This window comes from Rhodanobacter geophilus (assembly GCF_040812275.1).
In the GTDB taxonomy this organism is placed as follows: domain Bacteria; phylum Pseudomonadota; class Gammaproteobacteria; order Xanthomonadales; family Rhodanobacteraceae; genus Rhodanobacter_A; species Rhodanobacter_A geophilus.
Genome location: NZ_JBFOHL010000007.1, coordinates 115,006 through 141,986, shown reverse-complemented (window position 1 = coordinate 141,986; position 26,981 = coordinate 115,006). Strand labels below are relative to the sequence as shown.

The following is a 26,981-nucleotide window of genomic DNA, read 5'->3' as shown; positions in this document are numbered from 1 at the left end:
GATCCGCCACGAGATGCTGTTCCTCAACACCTTCCGGCTGATCCAGGCGGTGGTGTACATCGGCCTCGCGTTCGCGCCGATGCAGATCGGCGGCGTGCCGCTGACCTCGCCGCAGCTCGCCCTGCTGGTCACCCTGCCCTACCTGCTGTTCGCCATCGCGGCACTGGCGCTGACTGGGCGCTGCGTGCCCTACGCGAAGGTGACCGTGTCGATCTGGCTGGTGGTGGACATCGCCGCCGCGGTGCTGGCGCTCAGCGCGATCGACTACGCCCGCATCGGCATCGCGATGATGCTGGCGGTGAACCTCGGCGTGGGCGCGCTGATCCTGTCGCTGCGGCTGTCCAGCTTCTTCGCCGCGCTGGCCACGCTGGGCCTGCTCACCCACGCCCTGCTGGCCCAGCCCGGCATCGCCTCCGGCGACCGCAACCTGCTGGAGTCGGCGCTGTTCGGCCTGGCCTATTTCGCGATCACCACGCTGTGCCACGTGCTGGGCCGCCAGCTGCGCGCCAGCGAGGCGCTGGCCGAGCAGCGCAGCACCGACCTGGCCAACCTGTCGCAGGTCAACGAGCTGATCATCCGCCGCATGAAGACCGGCGTGCTGCTGGTGGACGACGCCAACCGCATCCACCAGATCAACGAGTCGGCCTGGATGCTGCTGGGCAACCCCAGCGCCGAGCAGCGCGACCTGGGACGGCTGGCGCCGGAACTCTCGCGCCGGCTCTACCACTGGATGACCTCGGGCAAGCTGGACGAGACCGCCACCCAGCTCGCCGACGGCGTGCCCGAGGTGGTGCCGCGCTTCTCCCGCCTCGCGCCGAACGACGACTCGCTGGTGCTGATCTTCCTCGACGACACCTCGCTGCTGTCGCGTCGCGCCGAGGAACTCACGCTCAGCTCGCTGGGCCGGCTGTCCGCCTCGATCGCGCACGAGATCCGCAACCCGCTGGCGGCGATCCGCTACTCCGCGCAGCTGCTCGCAGAGTCGGAGAAGATGGACGCCTCCGACCAGCGCATGGTGGAGATCATCAACAACCACTGCGTGCGGCTCAACGAGATCATCGAGAACATCCTGCAGCTGTCGCGGCGCGAGCGCTCGCGGCCGGAAACGCTGGACCTGGGCCGCTGGGCGCAAGGCTTCGTCGACGAGTACAAGCTCGGCAACGACATCGGCAACGACACCCTGCGCGTGGTCGTGGGCGGCACGGCCGCGGTGGCCGCGATGGCCGACCCGCAGCAGCTGCAGCAGGTGATGTGGAACCTGGTGCAGAACGCGCTGCGCTACGGCCGCCTGCCCGGCGAGCCGGCGCGGGTGATGGTGATCGTGCGCAACGGCGAGCACGGCGAACCGATCCTCGAGGTGACCGACCGCGGCCCCGGCATCGCGCCCAAGGTGGCCGCGCAGATCTTCGAGCCGTTCTACACCACCCACGAATACGGCACCGGCCTCGGCCTGTACCTGGCGCGGCAGATGGCCGAGGCGAACCAGGCCTCGCTGGAATACGTGCGCGTGGCCGGCGGCGGCAGCTGCTTCCGGCTGCTGCTCACGCCGCCGCAGATGAACCGCCTGGCCGGCGAGGCGGCAGTGGGCTGAGAATCCCGGCTCAGGTCGCCCGCACGATCAGGCTGGTCGGCAGCATCTGCGAGGCCACCGGCTGGCCGTCGATCAGCGCCAGCACCTTGCGCGCCAGCAGCACGCCGCCCTCCTGCCAGTTCTGCCGCACGGTCGACAGCGGCGGCAGGAAGCTGGCGCCGTGCGGGGTGTCGTCGTAGCCCACCACCGAGACGTCGTTCGGCACCGACAGGCCCAGCTCCACCAGTGCACGGATCGCCCCCATCGCCAGCAAGTCGCTGCAGGCGAAGATCGCGTCGAAGTGCACCTTGCGGCTGGCCAGCGAGCGCACCGCGTCGACGCCCGACTCCAGCGTCCAGTCCACCCGCTGCAGCAGCAGCGGCTTGATGCCGTGGCCGGCCAGCTCGTCGACGAAACCGTGCAGGCGCTGGGCCATCTCCGGATGGTCGGAGTTGCCGATGAACACCGGGTGGCGCCGCCCGATCGACAGGAAGCGCTCGGCCACGCTGACGCCGCTGTGGCGGTTGTCGCTGCCCACCACGATGTGGCTGTCCTGCGCCGATTCGGCGCCCCACACCACCATCGGCAGGCCCATGCGGTCGTACAGCTTCACCGCGTCCTGGTGCACGCCCTGGCCCAGCAGGATCAACCCGTCGGCCGCCTGCACCGCGGCGTTCGCGGCGTCGTGGCGGGTGGTCAGCAGCACGCTGTAGCCGGCCGAGGTCAGCTCCTGCGAGATGCCGCCCAGCAAGGACAGCGGATAGGGATCCCACATGGTGCGGCCGGACGAGGGCCTCATCTCCACGATCACCGCCACCGTGTGGCTGCGCCGCAACCGCAGGTTGCGCGCGCTGACGTTGAGCTTGTAGCCGTGCTTGCGCGCCAGTGCCTGGATGCGCTCGCGAGTCTCCAGGGTCACCAGCGGGCTTTCGCCCAGCGCCCGCGACACGGTGATCTTGGACACCCCGGCCAGCTTCGCCAGGTCCGCCATGGTCAGGCCGGATTGCGCCGCGGCAGGCTGCTTCTTCTTGGCGGAACTCACGCGACGGCACTCCGGGCGATGGCTGCGGGCAGCAAACGAGGAGCTAGTGTCGCCCGCGATGAGGGCATGTTCAATGCGCCGGCGGCTGGTCGGCCGGTCGCTCCGGGTCTGTTCCACTGCGAATGATATCGATATCTTGATATCGATATCATTCGCCCGTATGCTGCACCCGAACCCGCGCCGGATGCTGTCCCGGCGCCAATGCAACCAGGCAAGGGGAGTCATCCAGTGCAGACTCATGATGCGGCTGCGCCTGCCCTGCCCGCCGACGCGGGCACGGTGCCGCATGCGCCCGCCGCCATCGACCCCTGGCAACTCGTCCGCAGCGATCACGACCGCGCCGGCTTCGCCCAGGACGAAAGCCTGTTCGCCCTCGCCAACGGCTCGCTGGGCGTGCGCGGCGGCCTGGAGGAAGACGACAGCCCCAGCCAGGGCTGCTTCCTCGCCGGCGTGTGGGAACGCTCACCCATCGCCTACCACGAACGCTTCACCGGTTACGCCCGCCACACCGACACCCGCGTGCCGGTGGCCGACGCCAGCCGCATCCGGCTGCGGCTGGGTGGTGCGCCGGTGCGGCTGGACGAGGGCGAGTGGCTGGCGCTGGAACGCCGGCTCGACCTGCGCAATGGCTGCTACCGCCGCACGCTGGGCTGGCGCGCGCCGGGCGGTGGCACGCTGGAGATCACCGCCGAACGGCTGGTGCCGCTGGACCGCCCCGGCCTGCTGGCGATCCGCTACCGCGTGCGCTCGATCGACTACCGCGGCCCGCTCACGCTGGAATCGGCGATCGATACCGCACGCACCGCCACCGGCCAGGGCGACGACCCGCGCATCGGCGCGCACCTCAGCGGCGGCCTGCAGCTGCACGACGCCCATGCCGACGCGGACGCCGCCTGGGTGGCCCAGCACACCACGCACAGCGGCATCCGGCTGGTCTGCGCGCAGGCGCATCGCCTGGCCGATGCCGCATTGACGTTCCAGGACGCGACGCGCACGCCGCACGGCGTGGCGCAGACCTGGGCCGGCCAGCTCGCCCCCGGCACCGAGCTGGTGCTGGAGAAATTCGCGGCCTGGGCCTGGTCGCCGCCCGGAGCCGGCCCCGCCATCGATCCCGTCCTGCTGTCCAGCGCCACGGATGCGCTGGATTCGGCCGGCCACGCAGGCTTCCCCTCCCTGCTGGCCGGCCAGGCGGGGCAACTGGCCGCGCTGTGGCGCAATGCCGACCTCGCCATCGACGGCGCGCCGGAGGTGGAACAGGCGCTGCGCTTCAACCTGTTCCAGCTGTTCCAGTCCGGCAACCGCGACGACCACGGCAGCGTGGCCGCCAAGGGCCTCACCGGCGAAGGCTACGAGGGCCACTGCTTCTGGGACGCCGAAGCCTTCATGCTGCCGGTGCTGGCCACGGCGGCGCCCGAGCTGGCGCGGCACATGCTGGCCTGGCGCCACGCCACGCTGGACCGCGCCCGCGCCCATGCCCGCGAACTGAACCACCCGCGCGGGGCGCTGTACCCGTGGCGCACCATCGCCGGCGACGAATGCTCGGCCTACTTCCCCGGCGGCTCGGCGCAGTACCACATCAACGCGGCGGTGGCCTGGGCGGTCCGGCTGTACGTGGACGCCAGCGGCGACGAGGCCTTCCTGCGCGACATGGGCGCGGAGATGCTGTGCGAGACCGCGCGCATCTGGCTGCAGATCGGCCACAGCAGCCCGCGCCGGGGTGGCGCCTTCTGCATCCACGAGGTGACCGGGCCGGACGAATACTCCGCGCTGGTCGACAACAACCACTACACCAACCGCATGGCGCAGCGGCACCTGCGCGACGCCGCCGCCACCGTCGAGTGGCTGGCCGCCGCGCATCCCGCCGAGCACGCCGCGCTGGTGCAGCGCATCGGCCTGGACGCGGCCGAAGTCGCGCAATGGCGGCGTGCCGCCGACGCGATGTACCTGCCGGTGGACGCGGAGCTGGGCATCTTCCCGCAGGACGACGGCTTCCTCGACAAGCCGCGGCTGGCGCCGGCGCAGATGCGCGATCCCGCGCTGCGCCCGCTGCTGCTGCACTGGCACCCGCTGACCATCTACCGCCACCAGGTGTGCAAGCAGGCCGACACCCTGCTGGCGCTGGTGCTGGCCGGCGAGGACGTGGACGTGGCCGCCAAGCGGCGCAACTTCGACTACTACGAAGGCGTCACCGTGCACGACTCCACGCTGTCCGCCTCCACCTTCGCGGTGCTCGCCGCCGAGGTGGGTCGCGAGGCGCAGGCGTACCGCTACTTCCTCGACACCCTGCGGGCGGACCTGGACGATTCGCACGGCAACGCCGGGCACGGCCTGCACATGGCCGCGATGGCAGGCAGCTGGCTGGCGCTGAGCTGGGGCTTCGGCGGCCTGCGCGTGCGGGGCGGCAAGCCCGCGCTGGCGCCGCAACTGCCCGCGGCGTGGAACGGCTACCGCTTCGGCCTGCGCTGGCGCGACGCGCAACTGCGCGTCGAAGTGGACGCCGCCGGCGTGCGCTACACCCTGCTCGACGGCGAGGCGCTGGACTTCCTGCACCGCGGCCGGCCGCAGCGCCTGCGCAAGGGCGAATCGCTGCAAGTGCCGCATTCCGGCGTGGCGCCGCACGCGCTGAAGGCGGTGATCTTCGACCTCGACGGCGTGCTCGCCGACACCGCCGTGCTGCATCGCGCGGCATGGCAGCGACTGGCCGCCGAGATCGACGCGCCGTTCGACGAGGCGATCGCCGAGCGCATGAAGGGCGTGGACCGCATGGGTTCGCTGGAGATCCTGCTCGAGCGCGCGCCGCGCCGCTACAGCGACGCGGAAAAGGCCGAGCTGGCCGCGCGCAAGAACGCCCGCTACGTCGAACTGATCGACCGCCTCGACCCGCGCCACCTGCTGCCCGGCGCACGCGCCGCGGTGGAATCGGTGCACGCCGCCGGGTTGAAGACCGCGCTGGCCTCGGCCAGCCGCAACGCGCCGCAGCTGCTCGAACGGCTGGGCATCGCCGGGCTGTTCGACTACGTGGTCGACGCCGGCCGCATCGCGCGCTCCAAGCCCGACCCGGAGATCTTCCTCGCCGCCGCCGCCGGCCTCGGCCTGGCGCCGGCGGACTGCCTGGGCGTGGAAGACGCCGCGGCAGGCATTGCCAGTATTCACGCCGCCGGGATGGCGGCGATAGGTGTCGGCCGGGCGGACGCCCTGGCCGATGCCGACGTGCTGTTGTCGAACATCGCCGCGTTCGACATCGACCGGATCACAACGACAAGCGGCCCATCGGCCCGGCCTCGCGCCGACGCCGCATCACCTTGAAATCAGAACTGATGGGGAGTCAGAACATGAGCGCTCGGTTATTCACAAGCTTGACCCTGTCCACGGCCATCGCGGCCGCCCTGGCCTCCGGCACCGCACTGGCCCAGGACAACGGCCAGACCACCGGCAACGCGCCTGCCACCGCCAATGCCGCGCAGAAAACCGACGGCAAAGCGAAGAACGGCAAGTCCGTGCAGTCGCTGCAGCAGGTCGTCGTCACCGGTTCGGCCAACAGCGCCGGCGTGCGCAAGATCGACGCCAGCTACTCGATCACCACCGCCACCTCCGCGCAGATCCAGCAGGCCAACCCGCGCAGCTCCGCCGACCTGCTGAAGCTTGCGCCCGGCGTATGGCCCGAATCCACCGGCGGCGAGACCGGCGCCAACGTCGAGATCGCCGGCTTCCCGGGCGGCGGCGACGCGCCGTTCTACACCAACCAGATCATGGGCACGCCGCTGTACGGCATGCCGTCGCTGTCGTTCTTCGAACAGAGTTCGATGTTCCGCCTCGACGACACCATCGACCACGTGGAACTGCTGCTGGGCGGCCCGTCGGTGGTGTTCGGCGACGGCCAGATCGGTCTCACCTCCAACTACATCCTCAAGCAGGGCACCGACACGCCGTCCGGCGACATCGGCGTCACCTACGGCACCGGCAACCTGCGTCGCGTCGACGGCTTCTACGGCTTCCCGATCGGCAAGAACGGCTGGTACGGCAGCGTAGGCGGCTTCTACCGCGACTCCGACGGCGTGCGCAAACCGCAATACCCCTCCGACAAGGGCGGCCAGCTCACCGCCACGCTGACCAAGGACTGGGACAACGGCTCGCTGGTGTTCTGGGCGCGCGGCCTCGACGACAAGAACCAGTTCATCACGCCGATCCCGCTGATCCAGACCGGCCAGGGCACCTTCTCCGAGTATCCGGGCTTCGACCCGCTGACCGGCACCTACTACAGCAAGGCGATGCAGCACACCTACCTGGAGAGCTACCCCGGCGGCGGCACCAGCGTGAACCTCGCCGACGGCCGCGGCGCCCAGCTCGGCTTCTTCGGCGTCAACTTCGACTGGGACTTCGGCAACGGCTGGAACGTCAGCGACAAGTTCCTGGTCGACGGCGGCAACATGGACACCAACGCGCTGTTCTCCGGCTCCAACCCGCAGTCGCTGAGCAGCTGGGAGGGCACCGCCGGCACCTATCCCGACAACGCCGTTCCCGCGGGCGCCGTGTACACCGCCAGCTACACCAACGGCGCCGGCACCATCACCAACCCCAACCTAGACGTGATCAGCCAGGGCCTGTGGCACATCCACAAGAACCTGAAGAGCGTGGTCAACGACTTCCGCCTCAGCAAGGAACTGTTCGAGGGCAATACGCTCACCGCCGGCCTGTACCTGGCGCACTACACCGACGATGACCGCTGGTCGCTCGGCAACCCGATGCTGATGACCAACACGCCGAATGCCACCCCGATCGCGGTGAGCTACGTGCAGGGCGGCCAGACCTACTACGTCACCAACAGCCAGGGCCTGATCTACAACGGCGGCTTCAACATCACCGAGAACGGCGTGTCCACCAACAAGGCGTTCTACCTGTCGGACTCGTGGAACCTCGACAAGTGGATACTCGACGCCTCGGCCCGCGTGGAGAACGAGGACGCCCGCAACACCGTGTGCAACCTCTCCAACGTGGACATCGACGGCAACCCGAACACGCTGTACGACAACGCCGTGGCGATGTGCAACGGCACCTATGCGGTCACCGACTACAACAAGACCCACACCTCGTGGACGGTGGGCGCCACCTACAAGATCCAGGACAACATGTCCGTCTACGTCCGCGCGAACAAGGGCGCGCACTTCAACAGCTTCGACGACATGCGCGGCAGCACCACCGGCGATACCCCGCCGCTGCTGAAGGTCCAGAACTTCGAGGTGGGCTACAAGTACCAGGCCAACTGGCTCAACGCGGATGTCTCGTTCTACCACCGCCAGTTCAACGGCCTGAGCTACCAGCCCTCGCTGCTGGGCGTACCGTTCGGCAGCAAGTCGACCTACGGCTCGGACACCCGGGGCATCAACTTCAACCTGATCGCCACCACGCCGGACAAGATGTTCTCGGTGATCGCCTCCGGCGACTGGATGCAGGGCCACTATTCGCACTTCAAGGGCGATGCGGAGTTCTTCGGCCTGCCGACGTCGGACAACCCCACCGGCGAATTCATCAGCACCTACGAGGGCAAGCAGCTGCAGCGCCAGCCGAAATTCCAGGTCCGCCTCACGCCGACGCTGCTCCTCCCCACGGCCCATGGCGACCTGCGGCTGTGGGTCACCATGGAGTACGTCGGCCCGCACACCCAGGACCAGCTCGCGCTGCAGCAGCTGGGCAGCTACACCGACTTCAACGTCGGCGCGCAGTACACCTACGACAAGCACTGGGTGTTCACCCTGCTCGGTTCCAACGTCACCGACACGCTGGGCCTGACCGAGTCGAACTCGCGCATCGCGGGCAACGCCACCGATGCGACGGGCGTGCTGCTGGCCCGTACGCTGGAAGGCCACCAGTACAGCTTCCAGGTGAAGTACCAGTTCTGATATGCATGCGTGAAGCCGCCCCTGCCGTCGCCACCGCACACGCGGAAACGACGGCAGGGCACGGAAGCTGCTGCTGCAGCAGTTCTCCCCGCGTTCCGGCCCGGATTGCGCGATGGCGGTTCGGGCCGTCTTTTTCCGCAAGGCTTGCCGCCTCGAGGTGCGCATGAATCGTTACCGCATGATCGCCGCCCTCGCGCTGACCTACATCGTCTTCGCGATCCTGCTCAACAGCGTGGGCACGGTGATCCTGCAGTCCATCGCCAGCTTCGGCATCGACAAGCCGGCGGCCAGCGCCCTGGAACGCTACAAGGACCTCACCATCGCCGTCGCCTCGTTCGCGGTGGCCTCGTTCCTGCCGCTGCTGGGCTACCGCCGTTCGATGATGCTGGCGCTGGCGATCGTCGGCGCCGCCTGCGTGCTGATGCCGTTGTACCCGAGCTTCGTCACCACGCGGCTGCTGTTCGCCTGCGTGGGTTTCGCCTTCGCGCTGACCAAGGTCGGCGTGTATTCCTCGATCGGCCTGCTCACCGCCGACAAGGCCGCGCACGGCCGGCTCACCAACACCATCGAGGGCCTGTTCATGGTGGGCGTGCTGGGCGGCAACTGGCTGTTCAGCCTGTACGTCGACTCCGCCAACCCGGGCGACCCGGCGTGGCTCAACGTGTACTGGACGCTGGCCGGGCTGTGCGCCTTCACCCTGCTGCTGCTCGCCACCGCGCGGCTCGACGAGAGCGCCGCGCACGTGCACGGGCACAACCGCTCGATGAGCGACGCGATGCTGGAGATGGCACGGCTGCTGGCGCGCCCGCTGGTCTACGTGTTCCTGTTCTCGGTGTTCCTGTACCCGATGATCGAGCAGAGCTTCGGCACCTGGCTGCCCACCTTCAACAACGAGGTGCTGAAGCTGCCGAACGCGATGAGCATCCAGTTCGCCAGCATCCTCGCCGGCATGATCGGGCTGGGCCGCTTCCTCGCCGTGCTGGTGCTGCGCCGGGTCAACTGGTACGTGCTGCTGAACGCCTGCGTGATCGGCATGGCGCTGCTGGTGATCGTGGCCCTGCCGCTGGCGCGCGGCGTGGCGGAGCGGCCGGGCATCGACTGGTTCCACGCCCCGCTGGCGGCCTACCTGATTCCCCTGCTCGGCCTGCTGATGGGGCCGATCTACCCGGTCATCAATTCGGTCTCGCTGAGCTCGCTGCCCAAGCCGATGCACGCGGCCATGACCGGCCTGATCGTGGTGGTCTCGGCGCTGGGCGGTACCACCGGCTCCTACGTCACCGCGCGGGTATTCGCCGGCTTCGGCGGCATCCACGCGTTCTACTTCTCGCTGCTGCCGATCTTGCTGATGCTGGCCAGCCTGTTCTTCTTCAAGCGCAAGGTGGACCGGTTGCCGGCCGCCGCGATCGCCGGTGAAACCGCATGACCGCCGCCCCGCGCAACGTGCTGCTGATGGTGGCCGACGACCACGGCTACGACCTGGGCTGTGCCGGCGGCGCGGTGCACACGCCCGCGCTCGACCGGCTGGCCGCCGAAGGCACGCTGTTCACCGAGGCCTATGCGGCCGTTTCCTCGTGCAGCTCCAGCCGCGCCACGCTGTACACCGGCCTCTACGCGCACACCAACGGCATGTACGGGCTGTCGCACGACGTGCACAACTTCTCGCTGCGCGACGACGTGCAGACGTTGCCGTGGATGCTCAAGCAGGCCGGCTACGCCACCGCCATCGTCGGCAAGCTGCACGTGAAGCCGGAGATCCTGCTGGACTACGACGCCTGGCTGCTGCCCGAGCGCCCGGGCCACCGCGACGTCGCCGCGATGGCGCACGAGGCCGGCCGCTGGATCCGCGAACAGGGCGGCCGCCCGTTCTTCCTCACCGTGGGCTACAGCGACCCGCACCGCGCCGGCGACCCCACCCAGTTCGCCAACACCCGCGACTGGCCCGAGGTGCCGCGCCGCCGTTACGCACCCGCCGACGTGCGCATCCCGTCGCACCTGCCCGACCTGCCCGCGGTGCGCGAGGATCTCGCGCACTATTGCGAAGCGGTGAGCCGGCTCGACAGCGGCGTGGGCCTGATGCTCGCCGAACTCGCCGCCGCCGGCCACGCCGACGACACCCTAGTGGTCTACCTCAGCGACCACGGCCGCGCCTTCCCCGCGGCCAAGGACAACCTCTACCGCGAAGGCATCCACCTGCCGCTGATCGTACGCTCGCCACAGCGGCAGGCCGGCAACCTGCGCTGCCGCGCGATGGTGAGCTGGGTGGACATCGCGCCCACCCTGCTCGACTGGGCCGGCGTGGCGACCTCTGCGGACTACCGCTACGCGCCACTGCCCGGGCGCTCGCTGCTGCCCATCCTCGAAACGCCCGACCCGGCCGGCTGGGACCGCGTGTTCGCCACGCGCACGTTCCACGAGGTCAACCAGTACTACCCCGTGCGCTCGGTGCGCACGCGCAGCCACAGCTACTTCCTCAACCTGGAACCCGCGCTCACCGTGCCGGTGGCGGGCGACGTGTCGCTCTCGCCGAGCTGGCGGGCGATCCTCGCCACGCCGGACGCGCGCCTGGGCAGGCGCACGCTGGATGCGTTCCTGCATCGCCCCGCGGAGGAGCTGTACGACCTTGCCGACGATCCGGACGAAGTGGTCAACCTCGCCGCCGATCCCGCGCATGCCGGTGCGTTGGAAGAACTGCGCGCCCAGCTGGCCGCATGGCGCATCGCCACCCACGATCCGTGGATGGCCGGCGTCACCGATCCGTTCGGCCCCGCGCACTGAGCCCGCGCCGCGACTGCAAAGACCGGGAAACACGCCATGCCTGGCCACCGCCACCGACTGCTTCGCATCTTCGACGCTGCCCGGGGCGAACTACAGGACTCCATGACCAGCCACCCACCGTACTGATGCCCTCCTGATGGCCACGCCCGCACCCACCCTGCTCGAATCCATGCGCCAGGTCGGCACGCTGCTGCAGTCGGGCGAACTGCGCGGCGCGCACGACAGGTTGCAGGCCATCGTCGCGGAGCACCCGGACTGCGCGGAGGCGCTGCGCCTGCTCGGCGGCCTGCGCCTGGGTTCAGGCGATGCCGAGGGTGCCGAGGCACTCCTGCGCCGGGCCCTGGCGCTCGATCCGAACTGGGCGCCCACGCTCGCCACGCTGGGCGAACTGCTGCTCAACGCGGGCCGGCACGACGAAGCCGAAGCGCTGTTGCGCCGCGCCGCCACCAAGCTGCCGCAGGCCGCCCTGCTGCTGGCGCGCCACTGCAACGACCAGCGCCGGCCGGCCGAGGCGCTCGCCCTGCTCGCACCGTTCTGCGCCAGCGGATCGGTCAACGCCGAACTGGCCGCGCAGCACGTGGCGGCGCTGGCCGCGCTGGGACGCGCCGGCGAGGCCGTGGATTTCTACCGCCGCGCCGCGGAAGCCGCGCCCGACGACCCGGTCCCGGCACATGCCTTGGCCATCGCCCTCGCCGCGGCCGGACAGCACGCCGAGGCCGAACGCCACGCCAGCCGGGCACTGGCGCGCGGCCATGCCGACGCCGCCACGCATTTCACCCACGCACGCAGCCTGGTCGCGCTGGGCGAATTCGCGCGCGCGGAGGCGGCCCTGCGCGATGGCCTGCGACTGGAACCCCGCCACATCGAGGCGCACGACCACCTCGCACGGCTGGTCTGGATGCGCAGCGGCGACCTCGCGCAATCCACCGCGGCTTTCGACGAGGCGCTGCGCCGTTTCCCCGGCGACCCGGCCCTGCTCGCCGCCAAGGCGGCCGTCCTGCAGGGCGCCGGTGACGCACGCGGCGCCTACGCCTGCCTCGCCGCCCCCGCCACGCATGCGCACGCCACGCCTGCACTGCTCGTGCGTGCGGGGCTCAGCGCGCTGGAGTTCGATCCGGCGAGCGCGCTCGCGCTGGCGGAGCGCGCGCTGCGCCTGGCGCCTTCCGCCACGGCGGCGCGCAACCTGCAGGTCGCGGCCCTGCTCGGCGTCGGCGACGCAGGCCGCGCCCTGCCCTGTTGCGAAGCCCTGCTCGCCAACGCGCCCGACGACCAGTACCTGATCGCGCTGCAGACCACCGCCTGGCGCCTGCTCGGCGATGCGCGCCACGACGCGTACTGCGACTACGCGCAACTCGTGCAGCCGTACCGCCTGCAGGTGCCCGCCGGATGGAGCAGCCTCGCCGGCTTCCTCGCCGACCTGAAACGCAGCCTGGAACGCCTGCACGATCCGCACGGCCACCCGCTGCTGTTCCAGTCGCTGCGCCATGGCACCGAGACCACGGAAGACCTGACCCGGCACGCCGACCCGGTGATCCAGGCGCTGTTCCAGGCCTTCGATGCGCCGATCCGCGATTACATGGCCTACGTCGGCCAGGGCGACGACGCGCTGCGCCGACGCAATCGCGGCAACTACCGCTTCAACGGCAGCTGGTCGGTGCGGCTGCGCAACGCCGGCTTCCATGCCAGCCACGTGCATCCGCGCGGCTGGATCTCCTCGGCCTGCTACATCGAACTGCCCGAGGGCATGGCCGATGCCGGGACGGCGGACGGCTGCCTCGCCTTCGGCGAACCCGGCATCGCCACGGCGCCGCCACTGCCGGCGCAGCACGTGGTGCGCCCCGAGCCCGGCATGCTGGTGCTGTTCCCCTCCTATGTCTGGCACGGCACCGTGCCGTTCCACGGCGACCGCACGCGCCTGACGGTGGCCTTCGATGCCGTGCCGGGAGCTTCCGCATGAAGCGCGTCGCCGTTGCCACGCTCCTGTCCGCGCTGGCGATGGCGCCCGCTCTGGCCGCCGCCGACGCCGCCGACTTCGTGCTGCAGGCCAGCGCCGCGGACTGGGCCCGTTATTTCCCCGGCCAGTTGGGCAACGGCTACGCGTCCACCTTGACCGCACCGCGCGGCACCGAGGACACACCGGCCTATCTCGCCGCCTTCATGGACCGCACGCCCGGCGACATCGCGCGCCCGGCCGTGGTGCCGGCGTGGAGCGGCATCGACTACCGCGCCGGGGGCGGCGCCTGGCTCGACGCCGCGCCGCTGGACGCCGCGCATTTCCAGGACTACGCGCAGACGCTGGACATGCACGACGGCACGCTGGCCACGCGTTACGCCTACCACGACGGCGAGCACGCCACCGATGTGGAAGTCCTCTCGCTGGTGAGCCAGGCCTCGCCGCACCTCGCCGGCAGCCGGCTCACCCTCGTGCCGCATTTCGACGGCCGCGTGGAACTGTCGTTCGCGCTGGACGCCTGGGCGCCGCACCAGCCGCGCTTCGCGCTGGGCCGCATCACCGATGCGGAAATGCACAGGGAACTGGACAAGTACCACCTCAAGCTGCAGCCCGTCGCGCCCGCCACGCCGGATCGCGCCGCACTGTGGTATCCCGGCACCACCGGGGTGCTGTCGCGCGACGGCGACGCCACGCGACTCACGCTGTGGCTCAACGGCCGCGCCGCAAACAGCGCGACGATGGCCGAGGCCGTGGCCGTGTCGTTGCCGCAGGGCATGCATCCCGTTTCGGCCAGGGTGGTGCGCGACGGCCTGCGGCTCGCGCTCGACGTGGTGCTGGACGTGCGCAAGGACCATCGCTACCGCTTCGCCAAGTTCGTCGCCGTCTCGCGCCAGGGCTGGGGCGGCGACGCGCAGGCCGACCTCGCGCTGGCCACGCAGGCGCGCGAGCAGGGTTTCGACGCGCTGCTGCGCGCGCAACGGGAGGCCTGGCATGCGCTGTGGGAGTCCGATGTCGTGATCGACGGCGATCCCGCCGCGCAACGCATCGTGCACGCGGACCTCTACTACCTGCTGTCCAACGTGGCGCCGGACACCGCGTGGGCCACCGGCGCCTGCGGCATGACGCCGGGCTACGCCGGGCACGTGTTCTGGGACAGTGACAGCTGGGTGTTCCCGGCCCTGCTCCTGCTGCATCCCGAGCGCGCGAAGTCGCTGGTGGCGTTCCGCGCCCGCACGCTGCCGGCGGCCGAGGCGCGCGCCCGCGCGCGCGGCCTGCGCGGCGCGATGTACCCGTGGGAGGCCGATCCCGACGACGGCAGCTCGCAGACGCCGCACTCGGCCCAGGTGCTCGACGAGCACGAGATCCACGTCAACGGCGACGTCGCCATCGCGCAGTGGCAGTACTGGCTCGCCAGCGGCGACAAGCACTGGCTGCAACAGCACGGCTGGCCGGTGATCCGCGCCGTCGCCGACTTCTGGGCCAGCCGCGCCACCCGGGTGGCGGCGAAGCACCGCTGGGAAATCGAGCACGTCACCTCGGTGGACGAGGACTACAGCGACGTGCCCAACGACACCTATACCAACGCCGTGGCGCGCAAGGCGCTGCAGATCGCCGACGCCGCGGCCGCCGTGCTCGGCACGCCGCCCGACCCGCGCTGGGCCGCGGTGGCGAATGGCCTCTACCTGCCGTTCTCGGAACGGGACGGCCATCATCTCGACTTCGACCCCGCCGTGCCGCACGACCGCGACACCTGGGGCGGCAGTTCGCTGCCGATGCTCGCGCTGCCTTCGCTGGACCTGCCGATGGACACGGCCGTGCGCCGCCGCGACTACGCCTACGCGCTGGGCCCGATCGAGCATTCGAGCCGCGATCCGAACAGCATGGGCCTCGCCCCGCTGTCGATCACCGCCGCCACCGCCGGCGACGCCGCCGACGCCGGCGACTGGTTCGAGCGCAACCTCCGCGCACACGTGGTGAAGCCGCCGTTCGACGTGCGCACCGAAACCGCCAACAACAACACCGGCTATTTCCTCACCGCCAGCGGCGGCATGCTGCAGAACATCCTGTACGGCTTCACCGGCCTGCGCATCGCGCCGAAGGGCCTGCTGCCGGCCTACCCGCCGATGCTGCCCGCGCACTGGACCGCGCTGACGCTGCGCAACCTTGTCTTCCGTGGCCGGCTCTATGACATCAGCGTACGACGCGGCGCCGACGGCAAGCCCGTGCTGTCGATGACCGCCACGCCATCCACCGGGAGTCGCCACCCATGAAAATCCGCATCCGCCTCGCCGCCCTCCTGCTTGCGCTGCTTTCCGCGCCCGTCGCCTCCGCGGCCACGCCCGATGCCGCGAAGACGCTGGACTACATCCACCACGCCTGGCCCACGCTCACGCGCCGGATGGACGACTGCTCCGCCTTCGGCAAGGGGCCGGGCGACACGCAACTCGTCATCTATCTGCCGCAGCAGTTGCCGATGCCGGACGATCTCCCGCGCATCGCCAGGGCCTGCCGCGTCGAGGTGCGGCGGCTGCCGCAGACGATCCGCCAGCTCGGCGATTTCGATGCCGCAAGGTTGCCCGTGCAGGGCCTGCTCTACCTGCCGCATCCCTACGTGGTGCCCGGCGGCTTCTTCAACGAGATGTACGGCTGGGACAGCTACTTCATCGAGCTGGGCCTGCTCGCCGATCACCACGAGGCGCTGGCGCGCGACATGGTGGACAACGCGCTGTTCGAGGTGCAGCACTACGGCGGCGTGCTCAACGCCAACCGCAGCTACTACCTCAGCCGTTCGCAGCCGCCCTTCCTCGGCGCGATGATGGCCGCGCTGCTGGCCGACCCCGCCAGCTTCCGCGACGCCGCCGACAGGCGCGCGTGGCTGGCGCAGGCCTATCCGCTGGCGGTACGCAACCACGATCTCTGGCTGCGGCCCGGGCACCGCGCCGGCGATACCGGCCTGGCGCGCTACTTCGACTACGGCCACGGACCGGTGCTGGAGGCGCGCGACGCCAGCTACTACCAGGGCGTGATCCGCTGGCTGCTGGCGCATCGCGCGGACGACCCCGGTTATCTCCTCAAGGCGCCGCAACATCCCGACGCCGCCGAAACGGCACGGCTGAAAACCGCGAGCTGCGACGTCACGGCCTCGAAGGCCTGCGCCGGCGCGTGGGTAGACGGCTACCGCCTGACCGCCGACTACTACCTCGGCGACCGCGCGATGCGCGAATCCGGCTTCGACACCGACTTCCACTTCGGCCCGTTCGCCGGCTCCACCCACCACTACGCGCCGGCGGGATTGAACAGCCTGCTCTATCGCTACGAACGCGACCTGCGCGACTTCGCCACCGCCCTCGGCAAGACGGCCGATGCCACGCGCTGGCAACAGGCGGCCGCGGCTCGCAGGGCGGCGATGGACAAGTACCTGTGGCAGCCCGCCCAGGGCAGGTACATGGACTACGACTTCGTCGCGGGCAAGCCTTCCACCGATCCTTACCTCACCATGTTCTACCCGCTGTGGGCCGGCGCGGCCTCCGCCGGGCAGGCGCAGGCGCTGCGCGGCAAGCTGGCGCTGTTCGAGCAGCGCGGCGGCCTGGCCATGAGCACGCGCGCCACCGGCGTCCAGTGGGACGCGCCCTTCGGCTGGGCGCCGACGAACTGGCTCGCCATCGCCGGCCTGGACGCCTACGGCTTCCATGACGACGCGCGCCGCCTCGCCGGCAAGTTCATGGCCACGGTGGATCGCGGCTATGCCGACGACGGTACGATTCGCGAGAAATACAACATGGCGCAGGGCAACGCCGACGTGAAAGTGAGCGCGGGCTACACCGCCAACGTCATCGGCTTCGGCTGGACCAACGGCGTGTACCTGAAGCTGCACCAGTTGCTCGACGGCGCCACGACCGGAAAGCCCGCAGCCCGACCGGCCGCGGCGCACTGAACAGCATCCGCGGCGCGCGTCGCCTCCCGGCACGCGCCGCCATCGGCATCCAGCGAGGAAACGCCATGAACCGCCCACGCTTTCCGCACCTCGCCTCGGTGCTGCTGCTCTGCGGCGGCCTGGCCGCCAGCGGCGCCCCCGCGCAGGACGGGCCGCCAGGCGTGCGGCCCGACGGCGCCGTCACCGCGCCCTCCGCCAGCGTGCCCTACTCCGCGTTCGCCTCGCCGCAGGCACGCGCCTTCTTCCCACAGATGCTCGCCGAAGGCAGCAAGGCGCCGCCGCTCACCGCGCCGATCGCCGAGAGCCGCGCCTTCTACGACCGCATGAACAGCGACCGTGCCTCGCGCATGGAGAAGCTCTATCCGGTGCGGACCCGCCGCGACACGATCGCCGGCGTCGGCGTCGACGTGGTGCTGCCCGCCCAGGGCGTGGCGCCGGAGAACCGCCATCGCGTGCTGCTCAACCTGCACGGCGGCGCCTTCCTGTGGGGCGCGCACAGCGGCGCGCTGGTCGAGGCCATCCCGATCGCCGGCCTCGGCCGCATCGAGGTGGTCGCCGTGGACTACCGGCTGGGCCCCGAGCACGTCTTCCCCGCCGCCAGCGTGGACGTGGAAAAGGTCTACCGCGAGCTGCTGAAGACCCACAAGCCGGAGCAGATCGGCATCTACGGCTGCTCGGCCGGCGGCATCCTCACCGGCGAGGCGGTGGCGCGCTTCATCACCGACAGGCTGCCGGTGCCCGGCGCGATCGGCATGTTCTGCGGCGCGCTGACCGACCTCGGCGGCGACTCGGCGTACGTCGCACCGCTGCTCAACGGCCAGGGCGTGCCGGCGCACCCGCTGGGCCTGGCCGCGATCCCCTACTTCCGCGGCGCGAATCCGCGCGACCCGCTGGTGCAGCCGGGCCTGTCGCCCGCACTGCTGGCGAAGTTCCCGCCCAGCCTGCTGATCACCGGCACGCGCGACATGGCGCTGAGCTCGGTGGTGCACGGCAACGAGCTGCTGCGCCAGGCCGGCGTGCCCACCGAGCTGCACGTGTGGGAGGGCATGTGGCACTCGTTCTTCTCCGACCCGGAGCTGCCGGAGTCGCGGCAGGCCTACGCCGCCATCGTCGCCTTCTTCGAGCGCCGGCTGGCACGTTGAGGCGGATCGCCGCCACCGGCTGCGCGCTTTGCCCCCCGCCGACGCCGCGGGTATCCTGACCGGCAACCCCGCCACCAGCGCCACGACCCATGAGCCAGCAGACCGTCCTGGTCATCGACGACGAACGCGACATCCGCGAACTGCTCACCATCACGCTGGGACGGATGGATCTGCAGGTCGACGCCGTGGGCACCGTCGCCGAGGCGCGCCGCGCGCTGGCCGACAAGACCTTCGACCTGTGCTTCACCGACATGCGCCTGCCCGACGGCAGCGGCCACGAGATCGTCGAGCACATCGCCGCCAACCACCCGGACATGCCGGTGGCGATGATCACCGCCTACGGCAACGTGGACGCCGCGGTGAACGCGCTGAAAGCCGGCGCGTTCGACTTCGTCTCCAAGCCGGTGGACATCCAGATGCTGCGCCAGCTGGTGCGCACCGCGCTGCGGCTGGCCGAGGAGAAACGCAGCGGCAAGGCCGCGGCCAAGGCCGGCGGCGCCGGCGAGCGGCTGATCGGCGACTCGTCGGCGATGCAGCTGGTGCGCTCCACCATCGTCAAGCTCGCGCGCAACCAGGCGCCGGTGTACATCGCCGGCGAATCCGGCGTGGGCAAGGAGCTGGTGGCGCGCCTGATCCACGAGCAGGGCCCGCGCGCGACCGGCCCCTTCGTGCCGGTCAACTGCGGCGCGATCCCGTCCGAGCTGATGGAGAGCGAGTTCTTCGGCCACCGGAAAGGCAGCTTCACCGGCGCGCACACCGACAAGGAAGGCCTGTTCCAGGCCGCGCACGGCGGCACCCTGTTCCTCGACGAGGTGGCCGAGCTGCCGCTGCACATGCAGGTGAAGCTGCTGCGCGCGATCCAGGAAAAAGCCGTGCGCCCGATCGGCGCACGCGAGGAAGTGCCGGTGGACGTGCGCATCCTCTCCGCCACGCACAAGAACCTCGCCGCCCTGGTCGAGCAGGGCCAGTTCCGCCAGGACCTGTTCTACCGCATCAACGTGATCGAGCTGCGCGTGCCGCCGCTGCGCGAACGCCGCGGCGACGTACCGCTGCTGGCCGACTTCATCCTGCAGGCCCTGGCCCGCAAGAGTGGCGGGCAGCCGAGCCACCTGCTGCCCGAGGCGCGACAGGCGCTGGAAGCCTACGACTTCCCCGGCAACGTGCGCGAGCTGGAGAACATCCTCGAGCGCGCCACCGCGATGTGCGACGGCGAACACATCGACGCCGGCGACCTGATGCTGCCGCAGCGCCTGCCGCGCGCGGAGGCCGCGCCCGCCGCCCACGGCCAGCCGCCGCTGCCGCCCACAGCACCCGCGCCCGCCAGCGCCACCGGCGACGGCGGCCTGGACGACTACATCAGCAACCTAGAGCGCAGCGCGATCGTGAAGGCGCTGGAGGAATCGCGCTACAACAAGACTGCCGCGGCGAAGAAACTCGGCATCACGTTCCGGGCACTGCGCTACAAGCTGAAGAAACTCGGCATCGACTGACGCCTGCCTTTGGCTCCTCGCTCACCCGTGGGAGATACTCATCCTTCTCCCCTCTTATTGCTAGAAGCAGAGCAGTTTCGTGCGCCTGCCGGCGCCCGAGCTACTTCTCTTTTGCTTGTCCAAAAGAGAAGTAGCCAAGAGAAAACGACACCCCGGTTGGCGCATGCCGGGCCTCCTGCCCGTCAAGTCCGTGAGGCGTGGCCGGGCTTTTCGACGGGACTCCTGTCCCGGCGAAAAGGCATCGCCATCCCTGGCGATGCCCGCTGCGCGGCCTGATCGTCCCCGCCTCACCGCCGCCCAGGGGCCCCACAAAAGCAGGCGCGCATCCTGCGCACCAGAAGCAAAGCGCAGACGCACGGCACCACCGACACGACCTGCATATCCGAACTCCCGACACGATAAGACATATCGGCCTCGTTTCGCGCGATAAGCACGCAGCAAGGCATTTCTCGCATGTATTTCAAAGGCCGGATCAATGACACGGCGCCTTACCCGGGGGCCACCCGCGCACCCGCAGGGCAGGATGCCCAGAGGGCGCGCCATCGGGGTGCCGTTTCTCTTTGGTTCCTTTCTCTTTACTCCGGGCATCCTGCCCTCCGCCCTGGCGGGCCAGCTTTGCTGTTCGCCCGCGCTCCTGCGCGTGCGTGGGCACGCAAAGAGAAAGGAACTCGGGCGCCGCCAAGCGCACGAAAGCTCCTGGCAAGCCAAGTCCCCAGCGGCAAACATTCCCGCGAGCGCCCGCCCCTCACCCCAACCCTCTCCCCGCCGGGGAGAGGGCTTTGAGCCGCCTCAGCCCGCGGCGCTGACCAGCGCCAGCCGCAGCGTGCGCAGCAGCTTCCGCGTGGTGACCGGCTTGTCGAGCACGTGCAGGCGCGGCAACGGCGGCAGTTCGTCGAGGTTCGGCGGTGCGTCGGGACGTACCAGCATCACCACCGCGCCGGCGTAGCCCTGCTCGATCAGCGCGCCCAGCGTGCGCACGCCGGTGAACAGGTTCATGTCGGCGTCCATCAGTACCAGGTCGGGCAGGCCGTGGGCGCCTATCCACTGCAGGGCGGCGGTGCCGCTCTGGCTGGCATGGGCCTGGTATCCCCATGCATCCAGCGTGTCGCTGAGCAGGGACAGCTGGGTGGCCGCCTCGGCCACCACCAGCACTTGTTCGGCGGCGCCTTCGAGGCTGTCGCTGTCGTCGCCGTTCGCCTCGGCGGTGTCCGCGGCCAGTTCCTGCAGCGGGATGTACAGGTCGAAGCGGGTGCCGCGGCCGGGCGCGCTGTCCACCCGCATCACGCCGCCGTGGCTTACCACGATGCGCCGGCACGACAGCAGGCCGAGGCCGGTGCCGTTCTCCTTGGTGGTGAAGAACGGCTCGAACAGCCGCGCCAGCACCTCGCGGCTCATGCCGGGGCCGTTGTCGATCACGCTGAGGCGCAGGTGCCGGCCGGGATGCGACTGCTCGTCGGACATGAAGAACTCCGCATCGAGCCGCTCCTGTGCCGTCTCGATGCGCAGCTCGCCGCCCTCCGGCATCGCCTGGATCGCGTTGAGGCAGAGGTTGAGCAGGCACTGCTGCAGCTCGGTGTGGTTGCCGGCGAACGTGAGCTCGGGCGCGTCGACCACCATCCCCATGTGGATCGCGCGCGGCACGCTGCCCTGCAGCAGCAGGCCCAGCGCGTCCATCAGCGCGCCGAGGCGCACCTGCTCGGCACGCCGCGCGCCGCGGGCGAAGGACAGCATCGACTGCACCATGTCCAGCCCGCGCTTGCCGCAGTCGCGCACCAGCGCGCCGAGCCGCGCCAGCTGCGGGTCCTCGGCGTGGTCGCGCAGGCTCTCGCCCGCGAACAGCAGTGGCTGCAGCAGGTTGCGCAGGTCGTGGCTGAGGCCGCCGGCCAGCATCGCCAGGCTCTCGAAGCGCTGCGCCCGGATCAGCTCGGTCTGGGCGCGATGGCTGGCGCGCCGCTCCGCCGCTTCCGCCAGCGCGCGCCGTACCGCGCTGGCGAGGCGTGCGGGGTTCTGCTTGAGGATGTAGTCGGTGGCGCCGTTGCGCAACGCCTCGATCGCCGCCTCCTCGCCCAGCGTGGCGGAGACGAAGATGAAGGGCAGGTCCGCGTCGCGCTGGCGCAACAGCTCCAGCGCACGTTGCCCGGAGAAGCCCGGCAGGCTGAGGTCGGACAGCACGATGTCGGGCATGAACTCCTGCAGCGCGGCGACATAGGCTCCCTCGTCGTCGACCACCCGCGCCTCGTGGGCGATGCCATCGTCGTCGAGCTCGGCCAGCGCCAGCTCGGCGTCGTTGCGGTTGTCCTCCACCACCAGCACCCGGATCGGACGCGCGGTGCGGACTTGCGAACCGTGCATGGGCATTCCCCTCGTCTCGCGGCAGCCGCCTCAGTCCTGCTCGGGCGCCTGGTTCAGCACCGCCCAGAACTGCCCCAGCGTGCGCACCGCGGTGAAGAACTGGTCCACGTCCACCGGCTTGATCACGTAGGCGTTGACGCCGAGGTCCCAACTGCGCGCGAGGTCGCTCTCCTCGCGCGAGGAGGACAGTATCACCACCGGGATGCGCCGCAACCTCTCGTCGGCGCGCATCCGGGTGAGCACCTCCAGCCCGTCCATGCGCGGCATCTTGATGTCCAGCAGCACCACGGCGGGGTTGCCGGGCTCGCGCGTGGTCCACTGGCCGCGGCACTGCAGCCAGTCCATGCACTCCACGCCGTCCTGCAGGTGCACCACCGGGTTGGCGAGGTTGGCCTCGTGCAGCGCGTCCAGCGACATTTCGGCGTCGGCCATGCTGTCCTCGACCAGCAGGATGGTGCGGATGTGGCGATTGATCATGTGGTCCTCTCGAGCGATGTGCCGGACAGGTCCCGCGCCGGCAGGGAAAAGTGGAAGCGCGCACCGCGCTCCGGCTCGGCCTCGGCCCAGACCCGGCCGCCGTGGCGGGCGAGGATGCGCCGCACGTTGGCCAGGCCGATGCCGTTGCCGGGGAAATCCGAGGCGTGGTGCAGGCGCTGGAACACGCCGAACAGCTTGTCGGCGTACTGCATGTCGAAACCGGCGCCGTCGTCGCTCACGGTGAACTCGTAGTCGCCGTTGCGGTTGCGCTGCACGTCCACCGCGATGTGCGCCAGCTCGCGCCGGCCGGTGTACTTCACCGCGTTGCCGATCAGGTTCTGCCACACCGTGCGCAGCATGTTCTCGTCGCCCACCACGATCGGCAGCGGCGCGATCGACCAGGCGATGCGCCGCCCCGGCGCCTCCGCCTCGCACAGCGCGCGCGCCTCCTCCGCCAGCGATTGCATGTCCACCGGCTGCAGCCGCAGCGCGCCGCGGCCGAGGCGCGAGAACACCAGCAGGTCGTCGATCAGCTGCGCCATGCGCTGCGCCGAGTTGCTGATCACGTCGAGGTAGTGGCTGCCGGTGTCGTCCACCTGCTCGCCCAGGTGCTGGCGCAGCTTGCGGGCGAAGCCGGCGATGTGGCGCAGCGGCGCGCGCAGGTCGTGCGAGACGGAATAGCTGAACGCCTCCAGCTCGCGGTTGACGTCGGAGATCTGCACCACCTTGCCCTCCAGCTGGTGGTTCAACTCGTTGACCTTCTGCTCGGCCAGTGCACGCGCGGTGACGTCGCTCACGGTGAGCAGCAGCGCCTGGGCGTCGCTGTCCTGTTGCTGGATGCGGCGCGCGTTGATCACCACGTGGCGGTCCACGCCGTCGGCGGTGCGCTGCACCAGCTCGTAGTCCCACAGCTCGCGGTTGCGCAGCAGCACGTCGTTGAGCCGCTGCTGCAGTGCGCCGTCGCTCCAGGCGCCGTCGCCGATCTGCGGCAGCGGCAACGCGCGGTGGTGCTTCGGGTCCATCCCGTACAGCTCGCTGAAGGCGGCGTTCACCAGCAGGCTGCGCAACTGCTCGTCGAACAGCGCGATAGGCTCGCGCACCGCCTGCACGATCATCTGCGAGCGCAGCACCGCGCGGCCTTCGCGGGTCTCCGCCAGCTGGCGCTTGCCGACCTGCCGCTCGGACGAGATCACCACCACGATCAGCAGCACCAGCTGCGCCAGCGCGGTGAGCCCTAGCACGAACTGGCTGCGGGTCACCTGCTGCGCGACGTCGCGGGTGCGTTCCGCCAGCAGGTGGTCCTCGGTCTGCGCGATGCCGTCGATCAGCATGTGCATGTGGAACAGGTCGCCGGTGTCGCGCAGCGACTGCCGCGCCCCGGCTGCGTCGCCCTGACGCAGCCGCGCCAGCGCCTGGTCCACCAGGGTGATGCGGCCGCTCGTGACGCTCTCCAGCGCGCCGATGCGCGCCTGCTGGTCGGGGTTGTCGCGGGTCAGGTTGCGCAACTGCGCCAGCAGGGCCGGCACCTGTTCCTTGGCGCCGCCGGCGCGCAGCTCGGTCTGCGCATCGCCGTCGCCGGCGAGGATGCGGTAGCTGGCCGCCTCGCTGTCACGGATCAGGTAGGCGATGCGGTAGGTGAGCGCCTTGACCGCGCTGGCATGGTTGAGCCAGAGGTTGGCCTGTTGCGTCTCCTCGGCCATCACCCGCGTGGCGAGGTACGGCAACGCCACGATGACGACCATCGCGAGCAGCAGACCGGCGACGCGCCAGCGCAGCAGACCCCTGACTTTCACTTTCATCGGACGGTCGTCATCGGCGGCTCTCGCCCGGCGTCGCCCGGGCACCGGACTATTCTGCGCAGGTTTCACCGCCAGCCACCAGCCCGGCGCCGCGGCCGTTCACGGCCGGTAGGCGCTCATCGCCGCCGGCCGCGCCGCCACCGCCGTGCCCCACTGCCGGTTCGGCGCGGCCTGCATCACGAAGCGCAGCTCGCCGCCGGCGAGGATCTCGCCGTGGCGCAGGTAGACCCGCTCCAGCGGCTTGCCGTTCAGCGTGACCTGGCCGACATAGGGATGCGCGCTGTCCAGGTGCTCGGCCACCACGGTGAAGCTGTGCCCGTTCGGCAGGTGCAGCACCGCTTTCGGCACGAACGGCCGGCCGATCGCGTACTCGTCGCTGGCCGGCGTCACCGGGTAGAAACCCAGCGCGGTGAACACGTACCAGGCCGACATCTGGCCCAGGTCGTCGTTGCCGGCCAGGCCGTCCGGGCGCGCGGCGTACTGGCTGTCCATGATCTGCTTCAGGCGCTGCTGAGCCTTCCACGGCGCACCGGCGTAGTCGTACAGGTAGGCGATGTGGTGGCTGGGCTCGTTGCCGTGCGCGTACCAGCCGATCAGGCCGGTGATGTCCTCCACGTTCTTGAAGTGCGCGGGATCGACCTTGGCGTCGAAGAGTTCGTCGAGCTTGGCGACGAATTTCGCATCGCCGCCCATCGCCGTGACGAGACCGGCCACGTCCTGCGGCACGTACCAGGAGTACTGCCAGGCGTTGCCTTCGGTGTAGTCACTGCCGTAGCCGGCGAAGGTGGGGTCGAACGGGGTGCGGAACTGGCCGTTGCTGAGCCTGGCGCGCATGAAACCGCTCTGCGGATCCCATGCGTTGCGCCAGTTCGTGGCGCGCTTGTCGAAGGTGGCGGCGATCTTCGTCTTGCCCATCGCCTTCGCCATCTGCGCCAGCGACCAGTCGTCGTAGGCGTATTCCAGGGTCTTGGAGGCGGCCTCCGGCTCCTTGTCGATCGGCACGTAGCCGAGCTTCATGTAGTCGGCCAGGTCGCCGTAGGGGCCGTAGGTGGCGCTGGCCACCATCGCCTGCAGCGCCTTGTCCGCATCGAAGCCGCGCACGCCCTTGACGTAGGCGTCGGCGATCACCGGCACCGCGTGGTAGCCGATCATGCACCAGGTCTCCAGCCCCTGGTACGCCCACACCGGCAGGATGCCGAACGGGCTGGCCTGCTGCGCGGCGATCAGCGAGCGGATGAACTGCGCGCTGAGGTCGGGCCGCAGCAGCACCATCAGCGGCTCCTCGGCGCGGTAGACGTCCCACATCGACCAGCTGGAATAGAAGTCGAAGCCGTCCGCCTTGTGCACCTGGTGGTCGGGCCCGCGGTATTCGCCGTTGGCGTCCATGCTCAGCGTGGGCGCGAGCATCGCGTGGTAGAGCGAGGTGTAGAACTGGGTGCGCTGGTCCGGCGTGCCGGATACGTCGATCACCGACAGCGCCTTGTTCCACGCCGCGGTCGCGTCGGCGCGGCGCGCGTCGAAGTCCCAGCCCTTGCCGTCCGCATCGAGGTTGGCGATCGCGTTGGCCTCGCTCACCGGCGAGATAGCCACCTTCACCAGCAGCGGCTTGGCGAGCTTGCCGAAGTCGAACACGCCTTCCAGCGCGCGACCGTTCTCGGCGTCATGGTCCTCGGGCTGGTTGCCCGGACCCTTGAAGCCCTTGTAGGTGACATCGGTCTCGCGGTCGTACAGCGTGCGCGAGACCATGGGCTGCGAGAAGCGCATCGCGAAGCACAGCTCGCGCCCCGGCGCCCAGCCACGGGTGGTGCGGCAGCCGCTGACGGTGCCGTCGGCGCGCACGCGCAGGCGCGACCACAGCACCTTGCCGGGGTAGTCGTAGATGCTGGGGCGCAGGTCCAGCAGCAGGTGCGCCGGCTTGTCCGCCGGGAAGGTGTAGCGGTGCCAGCCGACGCGCCGTCCCGCGGTGAGTTCGGCGCGCACGCCGTAGTCGGAAAGCGTCACCGCGTAATAGCCGGCCTGCTCCACCTCCGTTGCGTGGCTGAAGCGCGAGCGGTAGCCGCTGCCCGGCTTGTCCGCGTCACCCGGGTCCAGCTTCACGTCGCCGGCGATCGGCATCACCAGCACGTCGCCCAGGTCCGAATGGCCGGAGCCGGAAAAATGCGTGTGCGAGAAACCCATGATGGTGGGGTCGCCGTACTGGTAGCCGGCGGCCCACTTGTAGGCATGCTTGAAGTCCGGCATCGCGGTGTCGGGCGAGAGCTGGATCATCCCGAACGGCACGGTGGCGCCGGGAAAGGTGTGGCCGTCGCCGCCGGTGCCGATGCGCGGATCGACCGCGCCCGCATGGCCGCTAGCGGCCGCGGCGCCGCTGGACAGCAGGGCAAGCGAGGCGGCCAGGGCAAGCGTCAGCCAGGCATGCGGAACAGGTTGCTTCATGAGGCTCCCCTTGCATCAAAATTTGGATCGTTCCAAGCTGCGCACGCTAACACCGGGACAAGCATCGACGCATGTTGCATCGCGGAACCATCCGCGACGCGGTTCCGGTACAT

The 26,981-nt window shown here is 70.2% G+C and carries 15 protein-coding genes; 10 read left to right on the top strand and 5 right to left on the bottom strand.

The window, feature by feature from the left end; translation table 11 throughout:
• The first annotated feature begins 13 nt into the window (after positions 1 to 13).
• Positions 14 to 1,591 carry a sensor histidine kinase gene (locus ABQJ56_RS09340; protein ID WP_367844820.1) on the top strand — a complete coding sequence of 526 codons (1,578 nt, stop codon included), beginning with the start codon at positions 14 to 16 and terminating at the stop codon, positions 1,589 to 1,591.
• A 10-nt stretch (positions 1,592 to 1,601) separates the two neighbouring features.
• Here ABQJ56_RS09340 and ABQJ56_RS09335 read toward each other — a convergent pair whose 3' ends face one another.
• Positions 1,602 to 2,561: a LacI family DNA-binding transcriptional regulator gene (locus ABQJ56_RS09335; RefSeq protein WP_367844819.1), complete on the bottom strand. Its 960-nt coding sequence runs from the start codon at positions 2,559 to 2,561 to the stop codon at positions 1,602 to 1,604.
• 279 nt (positions 2,562 to 2,840) lie between these two features.
• On the opposite strand from ABQJ56_RS09335, the gene pgmB reads away from it, so the two are divergent.
• The 9 genes from pgmB to ABQJ56_RS09290 all read left to right on the top strand — a co-directional run bounded on the left by pgmB (position 2,841) and on the right by ABQJ56_RS09290 (position 19,804).
• Positions 2,841 to 5,918, top strand: a complete 3,078-nt coding sequence (gene pgmB, locus ABQJ56_RS09330; protein ID WP_367844738.1) for a beta-phosphoglucomutase — start codon at positions 2,841 to 2,843, stop codon at positions 5,916 to 5,918.
• Between the two features lie 26 nt (positions 5,919 to 5,944).
• Entirely contained in the window at positions 5,945 to 8,509 is a 2,565-nt protein-coding gene (locus tag ABQJ56_RS09325) for a TonB-dependent receptor (RefSeq protein WP_367844737.1), read from the top strand.
• Positions 8,510 to 8,672: 163 nt separating this feature from the next.
• A complete protein-coding gene (locus ABQJ56_RS09320) occupies positions 8,673 to 9,932 on the top strand; it encodes an MFS transporter (protein ID WP_367844736.1) in 1,260 nt (419 codons plus the stop codon).
• Entirely contained in the window at positions 9,929 to 11,284 is a 1,356-nt protein-coding gene (locus tag ABQJ56_RS09315) for a sulfatase family protein (protein ID WP_367844735.1), read from the top strand. The genes ABQJ56_RS09320 and ABQJ56_RS09315 overlap by 4 nt, the downstream gene beginning before the upstream one ends.
• A 136-nt stretch (positions 11,285 to 11,420) precedes the next feature.
• Positions 11,421 to 13,241 (top strand): tetratricopeptide repeat protein, encoded by a 1,821-nt coding sequence (locus ABQJ56_RS09310; RefSeq protein ID WP_367844734.1) that lies wholly within the window; start codon positions 11,421 to 11,423, stop codon positions 13,239 to 13,241.
• The gene (locus ABQJ56_RS09305) at positions 13,238 to 15,508 is read left to right on the top strand and encodes a glycoside hydrolase family 65 protein (protein ID WP_367844733.1); all 2,271 of its coding nucleotides are present in this window, start codon (positions 13,238 to 13,240) and stop codon (positions 15,506 to 15,508) included. The genes ABQJ56_RS09310 and ABQJ56_RS09305 overlap by 4 nt, the downstream gene beginning before the upstream one ends.
• Positions 15,505 to 17,172: a trehalase family glycosidase gene (locus tag ABQJ56_RS09300; RefSeq protein ID WP_367844732.1), complete on the top strand. Its 1,668-nt coding sequence runs from the start codon at positions 15,505 to 15,507 to the stop codon at positions 17,170 to 17,172. The genes ABQJ56_RS09305 and ABQJ56_RS09300 overlap by 4 nt, the downstream gene beginning before the upstream one ends.
• 65 nt (positions 17,173 to 17,237) lie before the next feature.
• On the top strand, positions 17,238 to 18,314 hold the full coding sequence (locus tag ABQJ56_RS09295) for an alpha/beta hydrolase (RefSeq protein WP_367844731.1): 1,077 nt from the start codon (positions 17,238 to 17,240) through the stop codon (positions 18,312 to 18,314).
• Between the two features lie 89 nt (positions 18,315 to 18,403).
• A complete protein-coding gene (locus ABQJ56_RS09290) occupies positions 18,404 to 19,804 on the top strand; it encodes a sigma-54-dependent transcriptional regulator (protein WP_367844730.1) in 1,401 nt (466 codons plus the stop codon).
• Between the two features lie 789 nt (positions 19,805 to 20,593).
• Here the strand turns inward: ABQJ56_RS09290 and ABQJ56_RS09285 are convergent.
• The 4 genes from ABQJ56_RS09285 to ABQJ56_RS09270 form a co-directional block, all read right to left on the bottom strand.
• A complete protein-coding gene (locus ABQJ56_RS09285; RefSeq protein ID WP_367844729.1) occupies positions 20,594 to 22,156 on the bottom strand; it encodes a response regulator in 1,563 nt (520 codons plus the stop codon).
• Positions 22,157 to 22,186: 30 nt separating this feature from the next.
• Positions 22,187 to 22,633, bottom strand: coding sequence for a response regulator (locus ABQJ56_RS09280; RefSeq protein WP_367844728.1), 447 nt, complete (start codon positions 22,631 to 22,633; stop codon positions 22,187 to 22,189).
• Positions 22,630 to 24,432, bottom strand: a complete 1,803-nt coding sequence (locus ABQJ56_RS09275; RefSeq protein WP_367844727.1) for a sensor histidine kinase — start codon at positions 24,430 to 24,432, stop codon at positions 22,630 to 22,632. The genes ABQJ56_RS09280 and ABQJ56_RS09275 overlap by 4 nt, the downstream gene beginning before the upstream one ends.
• A gap of 99 nt (positions 24,433 to 24,531) precedes the next feature.
• On the bottom strand, positions 24,532 to 26,868 hold the full coding sequence (locus ABQJ56_RS09270; protein WP_367844726.1) for a GH92 family glycosyl hydrolase: 2,337 nt from the start codon (positions 26,866 to 26,868) through the stop codon (positions 24,532 to 24,534).
• Positions 26,869 to 26,981: the final 113 nt, after the last annotated feature.

Coding starts and splice junctions, on each gene's coding strand:
- ABQJ56_RS09340 (WP_367844820.1), top strand. CDS start 14: ATGCTGTTCCTCAACACCTTCCGGCTGATCCAGGCGGTGGTGTACATC.
- ABQJ56_RS09335 (WP_367844819.1), bottom strand. CDS start 2,561: ATGGCGGACCTGGCGAAGCTGGCCGGGGTGTCCAAGATCACCGTGTCG.
- ABQJ56_RS09325 (WP_367844737.1), top strand. CDS start 5,945: ATGAGCGCTCGGTTATTCACAAGCTTGACCCTGTCCACGGCCATCGCG.
- ABQJ56_RS09320 (WP_367844736.1), top strand. CDS start 8,673: ATGAATCGTTACCGCATGATCGCCGCCCTCGCGCTGACCTACATCGTC.
- ABQJ56_RS09315 (WP_367844735.1), top strand. CDS start 9,929: ATGACCGCCGCCCCGCGCAACGTGCTGCTGATGGTGGCCGACGACCAC.
- ABQJ56_RS09310 (WP_367844734.1), top strand. CDS start 11,421: ATGGCCACGCCCGCACCCACCCTGCTCGAATCCATGCGCCAGGTCGGC.
- ABQJ56_RS09305 (WP_367844733.1), top strand. CDS start 13,238: ATGAAGCGCGTCGCCGTTGCCACGCTCCTGTCCGCGCTGGCGATGGCG.
- ABQJ56_RS09300 (WP_367844732.1), top strand. CDS start 15,505: ATGAAAATCCGCATCCGCCTCGCCGCCCTCCTGCTTGCGCTGCTTTCC.
- ABQJ56_RS09295 (WP_367844731.1), top strand. CDS start 17,238: ATGAACCGCCCACGCTTTCCGCACCTCGCCTCGGTGCTGCTGCTCTGC.
- ABQJ56_RS09290 (WP_367844730.1), top strand. CDS start 18,404: ATGAGCCAGCAGACCGTCCTGGTCATCGACGACGAACGCGACATCCGC.
- ABQJ56_RS09285 (WP_367844729.1), bottom strand. CDS start 22,156: ATGCACGGTTCGCAAGTCCGCACCGCGCGTCCGATCCGGGTGCTGGTG.
- ABQJ56_RS09280 (WP_367844728.1), bottom strand. CDS start 22,633: ATGATCAATCGCCACATCCGCACCATCCTGCTGGTCGAGGACAGCATG.
- ABQJ56_RS09275 (WP_367844727.1), bottom strand. CDS start 24,432: ATGAAAGTGAAAGTCAGGGGTCTGCTGCGCTGGCGCGTCGCCGGTCTG.
- ABQJ56_RS09270 (WP_367844726.1), bottom strand. CDS start 26,868: ATGAAGCAACCTGTTCCGCATGCCTGGCTGACGCTTGCCCTGGCCGCC.